Raw genomic sequence first — 13,646 nt, 5'->3', positions numbered from 1 at the left:
ATGGGGGCGATTCGGCGCTGGTGGGGGCACCCGGACCAGTACGACTGGCTGTCGAGCTACATGCACGCCCGTGGCTTCAGCCGGTCGGCCCAGATCCTGATGGCGGTGGTCGCCGCCTCCGGAGCGCTCGTCCCCGCCAACGCGTTCTGGAGTCCGGTCCCGGCGAATCTCGCGGTACTGATTCCCGTGGCGGTGATCGCGGGAGTGGCCGGGCTCGGCTACTGCGTGCTCTGGCTCACCCGGTGGCCCACCCGCATCCAGTCCATCGGTTTCGCGTCGTTCATCTGCCTGAGCATCGGACTCGGGAGCTGGGCCGCCGCCGACCCGCGAATCGGTCTGATGGCCTGCGCCGCGCTCGCGGTCTCGGGCGGATACTTCGCGTTCTTCCACTCGGCGCCGCTGGTCGCCGCCAACCTCGCGGTCGCGCTCGTCGTCGCCGCGGTGCATGTGGCGGCGCTGGCCGCCCAGGGCGAGCTGGTGTTGGCGCTGACGATGTTCTTCCTCGTCATCGAACTCAATGCCGGTGTCCCGCTGGCCATCCAGGTCATGGTGCACGCGCTCGGGATCGATTTGATCAAGTCAGATCGCGACCCGCTCACCGGGCTGTTCAACCGGCGCTCGTTCCAGCGCGCCGTCGTCGCGAGGGTGCTCGACGGCCAACCCGTTGGCAGCTACCTGGCCTTCGCCATGATCGACCTCGACCGGTTCAAAGCGCTCAACGACACCTACGGCCACAGCACCGGTGACGACGCCCTGGTCGCCGTCGGCCGCGCGCTGTGCACGACGCTGCCGGAATCGGCGATCGTGGGCCGGGTCGGCGGCGAAGAGTTCCTGGCCGCCGACATCATCGCCACCCCGGTCGCGGAGAGTCTCGGCGAGCAGGCCCGCGCGGCCGTCACCACGACGGGCTACGGCCTGACCGGAAGCGTCGGCACCGCCGCCGTCGAAGCCGCCTCCCTGAACAGTGGCACCATCGTCGACTCACTGCACTGGCTCACCGTCGAGGCCGACGTCGCGATGTACACCGCCAAACGCGCCGGCGGCAACCAGGTGCACCACCACGGGCCGCTGGAGGCGCCGCGCCGAGCCCCCGACGTCGAGCGCATGCACGGCGAAACGCCTCAATAGTGGCTGCCGCCTGCATTAGCTTTTCAAAAACCCGTCCTGACAAGGGTTTTCGATGGGAACGCGGACAGCTGCGCGGGTGAGCTGTTACGGTGCTTGGCAACCAGGTGATCGACAGCATTCTGCCAGCGACTATTCAGGAGACTCCCAGAAATGGCCAAGACCACCGCGGACCGCAATCGCATGCTGAAGAAGTTGGGTGGGGTCGGCGCGATTGCCACGGCGGCCTCGGCCGTCTTCATCGGCGTGGGCAGCGCGACCGCCAACGCCGATGTCACCGAGATCGGACCGAACCCCGGGGTGAGCAGCCGCCAGGCCGATTCCACGTCCCGCAACGGGGTGCGGAACGACGCGACGTGGGGCGAGGTGCGCGGCACCCAGATCGGCGACGTGCACGCCCACGGCGAGGTCAAGGAATCGATGAAGGCCGTGCCGGTCGGACCGCGAGGCAGTAGTCGTGCCGACGGCTTCCGCGGCGGTTGGTACAACGGCATCCGCGGCGGTCTGCGCTAGCACTTCCCGTCTGTCACACCGAAGTCGTCAACTGTTGTTGACGACTTCGGTGCTCTGCGGGCCCTGCGCACAGAGTTACTCGCGGGTAAGGGACCGGCTCGCCGACGCCTCAGCTAGGCCCCTTAAACTTCCCGAGATACATTCTTAAAGACGCTCTTAGAAAACGATGCCATCAGGAGGCGCAGTGGCCACTCACGCCAGCTCAAAGATCTCCAAGGTGCTCGTCGCCAACCGCGGTGAGATCGCGGTCCGGGTGATCCGAGCAGCCAGGGACGCCGGACTGGCGAGCGTGGCGGTGTATGCCGAACCGGATGCCGACGCACCCCACGTCCGCCTCGCCGACGAGGCGTTCGCCCTGGGCGGTCAGACCTCGGCGGAGTCCTATCTGGTGTTCGAGAAGCTGCTCGACGCCGCCGCGAAGTCCGGCGCCAACGCGATCCACCCCGGCTACGGATTCCTGAGCGAGAACGCCGACTTCGCCCAGGCCGTCCTCGACGCCGGCCTGATCTGGATCGGGCCCAGCCCGCAGTCCATCCGCGACCTCGGTGACAAGGTCACCGCCCGCCACATCGCCGCCCGTGCCGAGGCCCCGCTGGTGCCCGGAACCGCCGAGCCCGCCAAGGACGCCAACGAGGTCGTCGAGTTCGCCAAGGAGTTCGGCGTCCCGATCGCGATCAAGGCCGCGTTCGGCGGCGGTGGCCGCGGCATGAAGGTGGCCCGCACCATCGAAGAAATCCCCGAGCTGTTCGACTCGGCCACCCGCGAGGCCGTCGCCGCCTTCGGCCGCGGTGAGTGCTTCGTCGAGCGCTACCTGGACAAGCCGCGCCACGTCGAGGCCCAGGTCATCGCCGACACCCACGGCAACGTCGTCGTCGCAGGCACCCGGGACTGCTCGCTGCAGCGCCGCTTCCAGAAGCTGGTGGAGGAAGCGCCTGCTCCTTTTCTCACCGACGCGCAGCGCAAGGAGATCCACGAGTCCGCCAAGCGGATCTGCAAGGAAGCCGGCTACTACGGCGCCGGCACCGTGGAATACCTGGTCGGCCAGGACGGGCTGATCAGCTTCCTCGAGGTCAACACCCGCCTGCAGGTCGAGCACCCGGTCACCGAAGAAACCTCCGGCATCGACCTGGTGCTGCAGCAGTTCAAGATCGCCAACGGCGAGGCCCTCGACATCACCGAGGACCCGACACCGCGCGGGCACGCCTTCGAGTTCCGCATCAACGGTGAGGACGCCGGCCGCGGCTTCCTGCCCGCCCCCGGCCCGGTCAGCAAGTTCGAGCCGCCCACCGGCCCCGGCGTGCGGATGGACTCCGGCGTGGAGACCGGCTCGGTCATCGGCGGCCAGTTCGACTCGATGCTGGCCAAGCTGATCGTCACCGGCGCCACCCGCGAGGAGGCGCTGGCCCGCTCCCGCCGCGCCCTCGACGAATTCACCGTCGAAGGCCTGGCCACCGTCATCCCGTTCCACCGCGCCGTGACCGCCGACCCCGCCTTCATCGGCGACGGCACCAAGTTCGACGTGCACACCCGCTGGATCGAGACCGAGTGGAACAACACCGTCGAGCCGTTCACCGGCGGTGACCCGATCGACGAGGAAGACACCATCCCGCGCCAGACCGTCGTGGTCGAGGTCGGTGGCCGTCGCCTCGAGGTGTCGCTGCCCGGCGACCTCGCGCTCGGCAACGGTGGCGGCGCGCCCGCCCACGGTGCGATCCGCAAGAAGCCCAAGCCACGCAAGCGTGGCGGCGCCGGCGGTGCGGCTGCGTCCGGCGACTCGGTGACGGCCCCCATGCAGGGCACCGTCGTCAAGGTGGCCGTCGAGGAGGGCCAGACCGTCGCGGCAGGCGATCTGGTGGTGGTGCTGGAGGCGATGAAGATGGAGAACCCCGTCACCGCCCACAAGGACGGCGTCATCACCGGCCTGGCCGTCGAGCCCGGCGCGGCGACCACCCAGGGCACCGTGCTCTGCGAGATCAAGAGCAGCGAGTAACTTCGCCCCGCGAGCGCGCGTGTTTGCACGCCCTCGCGCGGCGTGTTGCGTACAAAACGTCGCGCTCGCCGGTCGCGACGGTGTCAGATCCGGCCGACGCGCCGCAGCCCGGCCACGGTGTCGGCCAGCGTCTCGGCCGGGTCGCGCTGCGAGACGCCGAGTTCACGCTCGCTGGGCCCGTCGTCTGACGGCGGCATCTGGGTGTAGTACTGCATCGCCGCGGAATTGATCGGCGTCTCGAACGGCAGGTAGGACCCGATCGTGTCGAACAGCGCGCCGACGCCGCGCAACGCGGTGTCGGGCACCGGGAACACCGCCAGCGAGCGGTCGGCGGCCGCGCCGATCAGCGACGCCAGCTCGTCGACCGGGATCCGCCGGCCGCCGGCCATGTAGCGGCGCGGGCCCTTCCCCGGCTCCAGCAGCGCGACGTGCAGCGCCGCGAGGTCACGGACGTCGACGACGATCCAGGCCGCGCTGCGGCCGGGAACCCCACGCATCTTGATCGCCGCCTCGACGCCTTCGGCCGCCTCGCCGAACTGCTCACCGGCCGGCGGCCCCAGCACCATGCCGGGATAGGTGATGTCGACCGGCGCTCCGCCGTCCTGCAGGCCGCGGGCGTAGGCCTCGACGACGGCCTTGGACTTGCCGTAGCCGTCGCTACCGCCGACCACCGGCAGGTCGGCATGCAGCACCTCGAGGTCCGGGCGGAACAGCGCGGTGAAGCTGGAGACGTGGATGATCGGGTCCAGGCCCTTGGCGGCCGCTCCCCCGAGCACGTAACGTGCGCCCTCGAGGTTGGTGTGCAGCATCTCCTCGGCCCGGCTGGGATCGGTGGAAACCATTGCTGCACAGTGGATCACCGCATCGCAGCCGTCCAGCGCGGCGTTGACCGATTCGGCGTCGGAGATGTCACCCAGGACGGAGTCGGCGACGTCGACGCCGATGCTGCCCGCGCTGGCGGCCAGCCGTTCGACGCTGCGCACCAGGAACCGCACGTCGTGACCGCTGTCCTGGACCGCCTTGGCGGTCCAGGCGCCGACGAAGCCGGTGCCGCCGGTGATAAGTACCTTCATCTGCCCCTCCGGTGCGGTCGCTGTCGCCCGCTACCGTACCGAGGCTCAGTAGCGCACCCGGAAGCCGCCGATCAACCGGATCAGGTTGCCGTCGGGATCGGTCAACGTCGACAACCGCACGCCCTTGTCGGCCTCGACGACAGGCTCCGGCTCCAGCCCGCGGCCGGCCACCGCGGCGAGGTGCGCATCGAGGTCGTCGACCGCCAGATTGAACAGACTCGACCCGGCGCGGTCCGGGTCGACGAAGACCTGCAGCCAGCCCTGGGGCGTCACCTGCCATTCGGCCAGCGTCGCCATGGGGTTGTTGTCGGGTTGCCTGCCGAACAGCGCGGTGTACCACTGCCGGCTGACGTGCAGGTCCGACACGGCCACCACAGCCAGCAGATGGTCGATCGCCATCGTGTTCCTTTCCGTCGCTCGCGGTTATGACCAGCGACGACCCGCAAACTCATCGAATGTTCGCTTGGCTAGATACTGAAGCTTGCCAACACTCGTGTTGTTGCCATTGAACTCTGGCGTGATTAGCTCTTTCGGGGACTGCCGTCTTCCTATAAGGTTTGCCCACGGCAGTAGTCCGGTTTGCTGAGGGGGTGGAGCGGCCCCGTTTTCGTCGCGAAGGTGGCGGGAACGGGGCCTGTCCCTTGTCGTGGCAAGCTGAACGAGTGGAGCCCGTCGAAATCAATGCCGGCAACTGGTACCTGCGTGCGCTGCGTGCCGACGACCGCGTCGACGACCGGCCCGCACTCGCCGACCTCGGCGAGCACACCCCCAACTACGTGGAAATACTAGCGGCACAGTGGGATTCGGAGACACTGTGCTCATGGGCGGTGTGTGAGCCGACGACCGGCGAGCTGCTCGCCGAGGTGACGCTGGACCCGGCGACTGGAGCGATCGACACCAGGGCCCGCCCGGGCCACGACACCGCCGCGCAGACCGGGGCGGACGCGGTGCGGCGGTTCGCACAGGCCGTCTTCGGCCAATAGCGGTTCAGCGCTCGTCGACGTCGACTCCCGAGCCCAGATCCGCGCAGTCCACCGTCACCACATCGTCACGGGCCCGCAGGAACGGCCCGGCGCCCTCGTCGCCGCTCAGCCCGTCGAGGAGCTGCGGCCAGTGCCGGCGCGCGATCACCACCGGGTGACCGGGGCGATCGCCGTAGCGCGCCCGGGCCAGCCCCGAGTCCGACGAACGCGCCGCGGCCACCACCCGGCGTACCGCCGCCGCCCCGATGTCGGGGGTATCGACGGTGGTCAGCACCGCATATTCGGTGGTCTCGGACAGCGCGAGCAAACCGGCGCGCACGGACGCGCTGACCCCGTCGGCCCATCGTTCGGCGACGACGCCGCGCGCCGGCGCGGGTACGTCGACCAGCGCGGCGCCCAGCACCACCACCACGTCCCCGCAGCCGCCGTCGTGCAGCGCAGACACCGCCAGCCGCAGCCACCGCCCGCCCTCGGCACGCACCTTCGGCTGCCCGTACCGCACGCCCGCACCCGCGGCCAGCAGCACACCTGAAACCGACATCTCCTGTGACACAGCTACTTTCGTCTTGCAGTTGGCTGAAATGACACGGCCGTCAATCCGAGACTATGAAGGTTCGGTTAATAGCTGCCGATCCCATTGTCCAAGATCACCGCAAGGGCGTAGGGTTCAAGCACGGGTTGATTGAAACAGCCTTTCTGGAAGCGTCAACGTCAACGCGGACATCGTTCGCGCAGGCTTTGAGACCAAGGGCCCACCTTGACGTGAACCGTAGTCGAATCACCACGCATTCCGACTGATGGAGTCACACAAATGTCCCAAATCACCGATACCCATCCCACCCCGGCTGAGCGCCTCGACTGCCATACCGCGCAGTTTGAGATCTCCCGGCCACAGCCCCGGACGGCTGTTGTCGCCGCCCACGGCGAACTGGACGCGGCCAACTGTGCCGGTTTTGTCGAGTACGCCATGCTCCACGCCGCGGACACCGACCGTATGGTCATCGACCTGTCCGGGCTCACCTTCTTCGCCACCGCGGGCTTCACCGCCCTGCACGCGCTGAACGTTCAGTGTGTCGCCGAGGACATCCACTGGGTGCTCGTGCCCAGCCCCGCGGTCGACCGGCTGCTCCGGATCTGCGATCCGGACTCGGTTCTGCCGATCTGCACCGACGTCGCTGCAGCGCTGACCGCGGTGCACAACGACCCGCCCCGGCTACTCCAGCTGGTCCCGGAGACGAGTTAGCGACTTCGCCAGCAGGCGGGAAACGTGCATCTGCGAGATGCCGACCCGCTCGGCGATCTGAGTCTGCGTCATGGACTCGAAGAAGCGCAGCACCAGGACTGTCCGCTCACGCTCCGGCAACGCCGCCAGCAGAGGCCGCAACGCCTCCCGGTTCTCGATCTGATCGAGAGTGGTGTCGACGTCGCCGAGCGTGTCGGCAATCGCCGGCGCTTCTTCGCTGCCGCTACCTCCGCTGTCGATCGACAGCGTGTTGTACGAGCTGCCGGCGACCAGGCCCTCGATCACCTCGTCGCGGTCCATCTCCAGCTCGGCGGCCAGCTCGCTGGCCGTCGGGGCGCGGCCGAGCCGCTGTGACAGGTCGGCGGTGGCCCCGCCCAACCGGAGATGCAGCTCCTTGAGCCGCCGAGGCACCTTGACCGACCAACTGTTGTCGCGAAAGTGCCTGCGAACCTCGCCCATGATGGTGGGCACCGCAAACGACACGAAGTCCGACCCGGCGGTGACGTCGAATCGGATGACCGCGTTCACCAGGCCCACCCGGGCGACCTGCACCAGGTCGTCGCGCGGCTCGCCACGACCGTCGAACCGGCGCGCGATGTGGTCGGCCAGCGGCAGGCACCGCTCGACGATGCGGTCACGTTGGCGCTGGAACTTGGCCGACCCCTCTTCGAGCCCCGCGAGCTCGCGGAACATGTCGGCCACGTCCGCATATTCAGAGTTCGACCGTTTCGACGAACCCTGTGACGACGGTCGTGTCACCGCAGCGAACTCGCTCGCCTCGTTGTCATCGAGATGCCGAACTGCTGGCCCTGGTCTGCCGACTGGCCGTTGGAGAAGGTGGACACCTCGTCGGTCAGCGAGCTGAGCACATGCCAGCTGAAGCTGCCCGGGGCGAGAATGTCGGTGCTGTCACACGTGGTCGAGGCATGCACGACGAGAGCCTCGGGCTGCGGCTCGACCACCACCAGCAGCGTGGCGTCGGGCACGGCGGACCTGATCAGCCGGGTACATGCCTCGTCGACGGCCAACCGCAGGTCAGCGACCGCGTCGAAGTCGAGGTCCTCGAAGGTGCCGATGGCGGCGACCAGGGTGCGCAGCACCGCGAGATTCTCCAGCGTGGCGGCAACCCGAAGCTCCACCGACTGGGCGCCCTGACTCTGCCCATTGCTGTGGCTCGCGACATCGGCCATCTGACCTCCCGGAAACTTGCAAGCGAGACTACCCCAGCCGTTGCCCTGGCTATTCATGGGCGCGGAAGGCAGTCGTGGACAACGTTAAGCCGAGACCCCGGTCGGGTAACCAACCGTCATGGAACAAAACATCCCGCCCCCCAGCGCCAAACCCAAGCGCAAGCCACTGCGCGGCACTTTGGTCACTGCTGGAGTGATACTGGCGATGCTCGTCCTCGTCGCGGTGGCGATTTATGCCGGCGCGTTTCTGATTCTCGCGCCGATGATGCAGTGATCTCGAAGGACTGCATCTCGATCCGAAAGTCGTCATGGTGTGGGTGCAGTACCCCATCCTTGGTACATACCAAACCAACATGCGGACTCGCGGCAATTGTGATGCGGCAGAAGGGTGTTCGCTGAGACCCACGTCACCCGTTTAGCGGCCCGACGTTCCGGGAAGCCTGAAGCTGTCCGGCGATGACGAAATCGCGGGTACGTCAGCTCGAGAAGTTGGGCGTATGAGACCTGATCCGACGAGCGAAAGGTAGAACATGAGCGACAGCGACAAGAACAACAGTGGACCCGAAGAAGGCATCAAGGGCGTCGTCGAGGACGTGAAGGGCAAGACCAAGGAAGCGGTCGGCACCGTCACCGGGCGCGACGACGTGGTCCGCGAGGGCAAGGCCCAGCAGGACAAGGCCGACGCGCAGCGCGACGTGGCCGAGAAGGAAGCCGAGGCCGAATCGGCTCGTGCAGGCGCCAAGGCCGCCGAGCAGCGCCAGGAGTCCAATCAGTAACAGCTTCACCACAGTGGGCCCAGCCGGTTCTCCGGCTGGGCCCACTGCTTTGGTTAGTGGCTACTTTGGTTTGTGGCTACGTCAGCGCGGTGATCAGTTCGCCGACGGTGTGAGCGGACTCCAACGGGTGGCGCAGGCGTCCCGACGGATTCACCGCGTAGCTGTTGCGCCGGCCGACCTTGGTCTTCTCCAGGTAACCGTCGGCGATCAGATCAGCCAGGATGGCCTGCACCGAGCGCTCGGTGATCCCGATGAGCAGGCTCAGTTCACGGGCGGTCAGCGAGCCCCGCGCCAGACACAACAGCACATGGGCGTGGTTGGTCAGAAACGTCCACCCGCGCGGCTGGCTGGGCTCGGCGGCAGCCTTGACGACGGCTTCGGGCGCCTTCTTCGGTCGCGCGCGGCTCGCCGGTTTGGCGGTGCGCGCCGGCTTGGACGGGGGCGTCTTCGGCGTTCGTTTCGAGGCGACCATCGCCGATATGGTACTGCCCGATTCGCGTGACCGGTTTCAGTAATCCAGCGGGTCGCGTGACGGTTTGCCGGTGCGGGTGGCAAGCAGACTCCACACGATCGAGACGGTCAGCGTGACGACGATGACGCCCAGGGTCAGCGGGATCGGCAGTTTGCCGACCGGGGTCTCCGAGAGCACCAGCTTGACGCCCGCGAACGCCAACAGCACCGCCAGCCCGTAGTGCAGATGGGTGAACCTGCGCAACAGTCCGGCCAGACAGAAGTACAGGCTCCGCAGCCCGAGCACCGCGAAGGCATTGGCCGTCCAGACGATGAACGTGCTGGTGGTGATCGCCAGCACCGCGGCCACCGAGTCGATCGCGAAGATCAGGTCGGTCGCCTCGATGGCGACCAGCACGACGAACAGCAGCGTGGCCACCCGCTTGCCGTCGATTCGGGTGAACAGCCGATCTCCGTGGTAGCGCGGATCGGTCGGGATCACCCGCTGCACCAGTCGCACCACCGGGTTCTTGTCCGGTTCGAGTTCCTTGTCGTGCTGGAAGGCCATCTTGTAGGCGGTGTAGATCAAGAACGCCCCGAAGATGTAGGCCGTCCAGAAGAACGTCTCCAGCATTTCGGCGCCGACGAAGATGAACACCAGCCGGAACAACAGCGCCCCGACGACGCCCCAGAACAACACCTTGTGCTGGTAGCGATCCGGAACCGCGAAGTAGGTGAAGATCAGCGCGAAGACGAAGACGTTGTCGACCGACAGCGCCTTCTCGATGAGGTACCCGGCATAGTAGGTGCCGGCGACCTCGGCGCCGTAGGCCCACCAGACGATCCCGCCGAAGCCCAGTCCCGCGGCGATCCAGATCGACGACCACACCGCGGCTTCGCGGAAGCCGATGACATGGTTGTCGCGGTGCATGAACAGGTCGATCGCCAGCATGACCGCGATGGCCGCGGTCAGCGCGACCCAACCCCACAGCGGAACGACTATCGCGTCGGCGGCCACCACTTCTCCTCGGGTCTCGTGAACTGTCGCAACGAAGTCGGTTGGTGCGCGCTCTCACTCGGACCAGTTCATACGAACAGTAACACGCGAAAACTGCTTCGTTCTTTGTGAACTGCTGCACCGTTGACACCTGAAACGCACTTCGTTAATCTCGGGTCCCGAGGAGTTGCCGATGACCAGCCCACATCCCGACGTCGATCCGCACTTCGGTAGCGCCAAACTCATTGCCGTCACCGTGGTCGCTCTCGTCGCCGCCTTCAACCTGACCGCCGTCTCAGCGGCACTGCACCCTCTGCTCGGGCTGATGACGCTGCTGGTCGCCCTGCTCGTCACTGTCGCCGTCGTCGACCGGTTGGGGCAGCGGTGGGCGCCGGCAGCGGTGAAGGTGTTCGACAGATGGTGCCGCGCCACGGCGCGACACCTCCGTACCGACTGACGCCGTCGTCAGGTCCAGGCGTGCTCGCGCCACCGCCACGCGCTGTCGCGCAGGAACTCTGGCATCGTGCGCGGCGGGCGGCCCAGCAGATGTGCGACGTCGTCGGTGATCGGTTGGTTCTGCCCCAGCCGGGTCAGGGTGTACACCGCGGACATGAACCCGATCGTGTCCCAACCCACCCCGCGCCGGCGCAGCCGAGCGGCGAACCGCACCAGTCCAGGACGGGTGTAGCGGATCGGGTGGCCGAGTTCGTCGCTCAGCGCGTCGGCGACCTCGTCCATGCTCAGCGCAGCGGCCCCGGTCAAGTGGTGGACGCGGTCGCGGTGCGACGCCACGTCGGTCAGCGCCAGCGCGGCGACCTCGGCGGCGTCGCGGGCGTCGATGAACGTGGTCCGGCCGGCCCCGGCCGGGATGAACAGCTCGCCGCGCTCGGCGATGTCGATGCCGTGGGTAGAGATCGCCCGGTGCAGGTTCTGCATGAAGAAGCTGCACCGCAGGATCGTGGTGCTCATCGTGCCGGCGCGCAGGGCCGCCTCGACCTTGTGGTGCGGAATGAACCGGGCCCGGTCGGCGCCGAACACCGAGACGTACACGACGTGCCTGCACCCGGCGTCTTCGGCGGCCTTCACAAAAGGGATCACCGCCTGGCGAGCTGCCTGGTTGCCCGGCAACGGGAACAGCAGAAACAGCGACTGCACGCCGGCAAGCGCCGACGGCCACGTCGAGCGGTCGAAGAAGTCGAACGCGCTGATCTGCGCGTCGTCGCCCAGACGATCCCGCAGCCCCTCGGGATGGCGGCCGGCCACCCGCCAGGCGTCCGGATCGGTCTTCGCGCGTAACAGCTCGACCAGCTCATGACCGACGTTGCCGGACGGGCCGGTGATGAGCATCATCAGACGTGCTTACCAGGGTTTGTCGCCTGGCATGTCACTGCGGGTGCTTACCATTCGTCCGTGACCAGGCTGCGGTGGAAGCTGTACGCCGTGCTGAGCGTGGCCGTCGGCCTGACCGCCTATCTGATCGGCGCCGGCCTGCCCATCAGCGTGGCGCTCGGGGTGCTGGCCCCGCTCGTTGTCACCACCGCTCCGCGCTTCTTCCTCGCCACGCTCGTCGGCGCCGCCACCCCGGGTGCGGAGGAGCGGGCCGTCGGGGAAGACATGTCGGGCACCGACTTCGAGGACTACGTCGCCCGGATCGCGCGGTCCTGCGGCGTCCCGGTGATCATGACCTCACTGACCGGCGATTGGGGCGTCGACCTGATCATCGGCCACCGGCCCAACCGGCTCGCGGTCCAATGCAAGCGCCGCGCCCGGCCGGTCGGAGCCAGCGCGGTCCAGGAGGTGGTCGCCGGGGCGCCGATGCAGGACTGCACCAGGACGATGGTCGTCACCAACAACGAGTTCACGCCCGCCGCACGCAAACTCGCCGAGCTGCACGGCTGTGAACTCGTCGGGGGTGCGGATCTGCCGAGGTTGCGCTCGACGATCCGCCGGCTCACCCTGCCTGCCGAACCGACATCCTCGTGAGCACGTCGCGGACCGCGTCGACCGCGGCGTCGAGTTCGTCCTGCGAGACCGTCAGCGCGGGCCGGAAACGCACGCTGTCGGCACCGGACCCCAGCATCACGACCCCGCTGTCCCACAGCTGCGCGATCAGGGTGTCGCGCTGCGCCGCAGTCGGCATGCTGAACGCACACATCAGGCCGCGGCCGCGGGAGTCGCGCACCAGCGCGGGGAACTCGACGGCCAACTCCTGCAGTCGCTCTCGCAGATAGCGCCCGTTCTCGGCGGCCCGCTCGAACAACCCGTCGTACTCGATGACCTCCAGGATCCGGCGCGACCGGACCATGTCGACGAGGTTGCCGCCCCACGTCGAGTTGATCCGTGAGCCGACGGCGAACACGTTGTCGGGGACCTCCTCGACCCGACCACCAGCCATGACGCCGCACACCTGGGTCTTCTTGCCGAAGGCCAGCACGTCGGGCAGTACCCCCAACTGCTGATAGGCCCAAGCGGTTCCGGTGATACCGCAGCCGGTCTGGACCTCGTCGAAGATCAGCAGCGCGTCGAACTCGTCGCACAGTTCGCGCATCGCCGCGAAGAACTCACCCCGGATGTGCCGGTCGCCTCCCTCCCCCTGGATCGGTTCGGCGATGAAGCACGCGATGTCGTGGGGTGCGGCTTCGAACGCCGCGCGCGCCTGGCGGATCGATTCTGCTTCCAGCGCATCCATGTTCGCGCCCGGCCGCTGATACGGCGCGTCGATGCGGGGCCAGTCGAACTTCGGGAAGCGGGCCACCTTGTTCGGATCGGTGTTGGTGAGCGACATGGTGTAGCCGCTGCGGCCGTGGAAGGCGCCGCGCAGGTGCAACACCTTGGTTCCCAGGGCCGGATCCAGTCCGCGGGCCTCGTTGAATCGGCTCTTCCAGTCGAACGCGACCTTCAGCGCATTCTCCACCGCCAGCGCCCCGCCGTCGACGAAGAACAGGTGCGGCAGGGCCGGGTCGCCGAGCACCCGGGCGAAGGTGTCGACGAACCGCGCCATCGGGACGCTGTAGACGTCGGAGTTGCTCGGTTTGTTCAGCGCGGCCGCGGTGAGTTCGGCGCGGAAGTCGTCGTCGTCGGCCAGTCCGGGGTGGTTCATCCCCAGCGCCGACGATGCGAAGAAGGTGAACATGTCGAGGTAGCCCCGCCCGGTGCGGGCATCGACCAAATACGAGCCCTGGGAGCGCTCGAGGTCGAGCACCAGGTCGAGGCCGTCGGCGAGGATGCTGCGCGACAGCACCTCGCGCACGTCGGCCGGGGCGATTCGGGCATGGCTGGCGACCGGCAGAAGATCAGTCATACCGT

18 protein-coding genes are annotated in these 13,646 nt (G+C 67.7%); 9 read left to right on the top strand and 9 right to left on the bottom strand.

The window, feature by feature from the left end; genetic code table 11:
- The 3 genes from G6N53_RS11680 to G6N53_RS11670 all read left to right on the top strand — a co-directional run bounded on the left by G6N53_RS11680 (position 1) and on the right by G6N53_RS11670 (position 3,628).
- A complete protein-coding gene (locus tag G6N53_RS11680) occupies positions 1-1,128 on the top strand; it encodes a GGDEF domain-containing protein (RefSeq protein ID WP_163888612.1) in 1,128 nt (375 codons plus the stop codon).
- 150 nt (positions 1,129-1,278) lie between these two features.
- Positions 1,279-1,638, top strand: coding sequence for a hypothetical protein (locus G6N53_RS11675; protein ID WP_163888611.1), 360 nt, complete (start codon positions 1,279-1,281; stop codon positions 1,636-1,638).
- Positions 1,639-1,822: 184 nt separating this feature from the next.
- Positions 1,823-3,628: an acetyl-CoA carboxylase biotin carboxylase subunit gene (locus G6N53_RS11670; protein WP_163888610.1), complete on the top strand. Its 1,806-nt coding sequence runs from the start codon at positions 1,823-1,825 to the stop codon at positions 3,626-3,628.
- Between the two features lie 83 nt (positions 3,629-3,711).
- On the opposite strand, the gene G6N53_RS11665 is transcribed toward G6N53_RS11670, so the two are convergent.
- Together G6N53_RS11665 and G6N53_RS11660 are read right to left on the bottom strand one after the other, a co-directional pair.
- Positions 3,712-4,701, bottom strand: coding sequence for an NAD-dependent epimerase/dehydratase family protein (locus G6N53_RS11665; protein WP_163888609.1), 990 nt, complete (start codon positions 4,699-4,701; stop codon positions 3,712-3,714).
- Positions 4,702-4,746: 45 nt separating this feature from the next.
- Entirely contained in the window at positions 4,747-5,100 is a 354-nt protein-coding gene (locus G6N53_RS11660) for a VOC family protein (protein ID WP_163888608.1), read from the bottom strand.
- Positions 5,101-5,363: 263 nt separating this feature from the next.
- Here G6N53_RS11660 and G6N53_RS11655 point away from each other — a divergent pair, with 263 nt between their 5' ends.
- The gene (locus G6N53_RS11655; protein WP_163888607.1) at positions 5,364-5,684 is read left to right on the top strand and encodes a hypothetical protein; all 321 of its coding nucleotides are present in this window, start codon (positions 5,364-5,366) and stop codon (positions 5,682-5,684) included.
- A 4-nt stretch (positions 5,685-5,688) separates the two neighbouring features.
- Here the strand turns inward: G6N53_RS11655 and G6N53_RS11650 are convergent, their stop codons facing one another.
- Positions 5,689-6,225, bottom strand: a complete 537-nt coding sequence (locus G6N53_RS11650) for a nucleotidyltransferase family protein (protein WP_237166492.1) — start codon at positions 6,223-6,225, stop codon at positions 5,689-5,691.
- A 270-nt stretch (positions 6,226-6,495) separates the two neighbouring features.
- On the opposite strand from G6N53_RS11650, the gene G6N53_RS11645 reads away from it, so the two are divergent.
- Entirely contained in the window at positions 6,496-6,927 is a 432-nt protein-coding gene (locus G6N53_RS11645; RefSeq protein ID WP_163888605.1) for an STAS domain-containing protein, read from the top strand.
- Here G6N53_RS11645 and G6N53_RS11640 read toward each other — a convergent pair.
- Entirely contained in the window at positions 6,898-7,620 is a 723-nt protein-coding gene (locus G6N53_RS11640; RefSeq protein WP_276000571.1) for an RNA polymerase sigma factor SigF, read from the bottom strand. The genes G6N53_RS11645 and G6N53_RS11640 overlap by 30 nt on opposite strands.
- Positions 7,621-7,682: 62 nt before the next feature.
- Positions 7,683-8,117, bottom strand: a complete 435-nt coding sequence (locus tag G6N53_RS11635) for an ATP-binding protein (RefSeq protein WP_163888603.1) — start codon at positions 8,115-8,117, stop codon at positions 7,683-7,685.
- Between the two features lie 118 nt (positions 8,118-8,235).
- Here G6N53_RS11635 and G6N53_RS29885 point away from each other — a divergent pair, with 118 nt between their 5' ends.
- Together G6N53_RS29885 and mbp1 are read left to right on the top strand one after the other, a co-directional pair.
- A complete protein-coding gene (locus G6N53_RS29885; RefSeq protein ID WP_205390359.1) occupies positions 8,236-8,391 on the top strand; it encodes a hypothetical protein in 156 nt (51 codons plus the stop codon).
- 256 nt (positions 8,392-8,647) lie between these two features.
- Positions 8,648-8,893 carry a microaggregate-binding protein 1 gene (mbp1, locus tag G6N53_RS11630; RefSeq protein ID WP_163888602.1) on the top strand — a complete coding sequence of 82 codons (246 nt, stop codon included), beginning with the start codon at positions 8,648-8,650 and terminating at the stop codon, positions 8,891-8,893.
- 76 nt (positions 8,894-8,969) lie between these two features.
- On the opposite strand, the gene G6N53_RS11625 is transcribed toward mbp1, so the two are convergent.
- Positions 8,970-9,365, bottom strand: coding sequence for a helix-turn-helix transcriptional regulator (locus G6N53_RS11625; protein WP_163888601.1), 396 nt, complete (start codon positions 9,363-9,365; stop codon positions 8,970-8,972).
- A gap of 36 nt (positions 9,366-9,401) precedes the next feature.
- Positions 9,402-10,361, bottom strand: a complete 960-nt coding sequence (locus tag G6N53_RS11620; protein WP_237166491.1) for a TerC family protein — start codon at positions 10,359-10,361, stop codon at positions 9,402-9,404.
- Between the two features lie 172 nt (positions 10,362-10,533).
- Here G6N53_RS11620 and G6N53_RS11615 point away from each other — a divergent pair, with 172 nt between their 5' ends.
- Positions 10,534-10,797 carry a hypothetical protein gene (locus G6N53_RS11615; protein ID WP_163888600.1) on the top strand — a complete coding sequence of 88 codons (264 nt, stop codon included), beginning with the start codon at positions 10,534-10,536 and terminating at the stop codon, positions 10,795-10,797.
- An 8-nt stretch (positions 10,798-10,805) separates the two neighbouring features.
- Here the strand turns inward: G6N53_RS11615 and G6N53_RS11610 are convergent, their stop codons facing one another.
- A complete protein-coding gene (locus G6N53_RS11610) occupies positions 10,806-11,690 on the bottom strand; it encodes an NmrA family NAD(P)-binding protein (protein ID WP_163888599.1) in 885 nt (294 codons plus the stop codon).
- A 60-nt stretch (positions 11,691-11,750) separates the two neighbouring features.
- On the opposite strand from G6N53_RS11610, the gene G6N53_RS11605 reads away from it, so the two are divergent.
- Complete coding sequence (locus tag G6N53_RS11605) at positions 11,751-12,323, top strand: restriction endonuclease (protein WP_237166490.1); 573 nt, start codon at positions 11,751-11,753, stop codon at positions 12,321-12,323.
- Here the strand turns inward: G6N53_RS11605 and lat are convergent.
- Positions 12,292-13,641 (bottom strand): L-lysine 6-transaminase, encoded by a 1,350-nt coding sequence (gene lat / locus G6N53_RS11600; protein ID WP_163888597.1) that lies wholly within the window; start codon positions 13,639-13,641, stop codon positions 12,292-12,294. The genes G6N53_RS11605 and lat overlap by 32 nt on opposite strands.
- Between the last annotated feature and the right edge of the window lie 5 nt (positions 13,642-13,646).

Source organism: Mycolicibacterium hippocampi (assembly GCF_010723735.1).
GTDB classification, from domain to species: Bacteria; Actinomycetota; Actinomycetes; order Mycobacteriales; family Mycobacteriaceae; genus Mycobacterium; species Mycobacterium hippocampi.
Note: the sequence above shows the minus strand (reverse complement) of the source record. Positions and strands in the feature narration are given on the sequence as shown.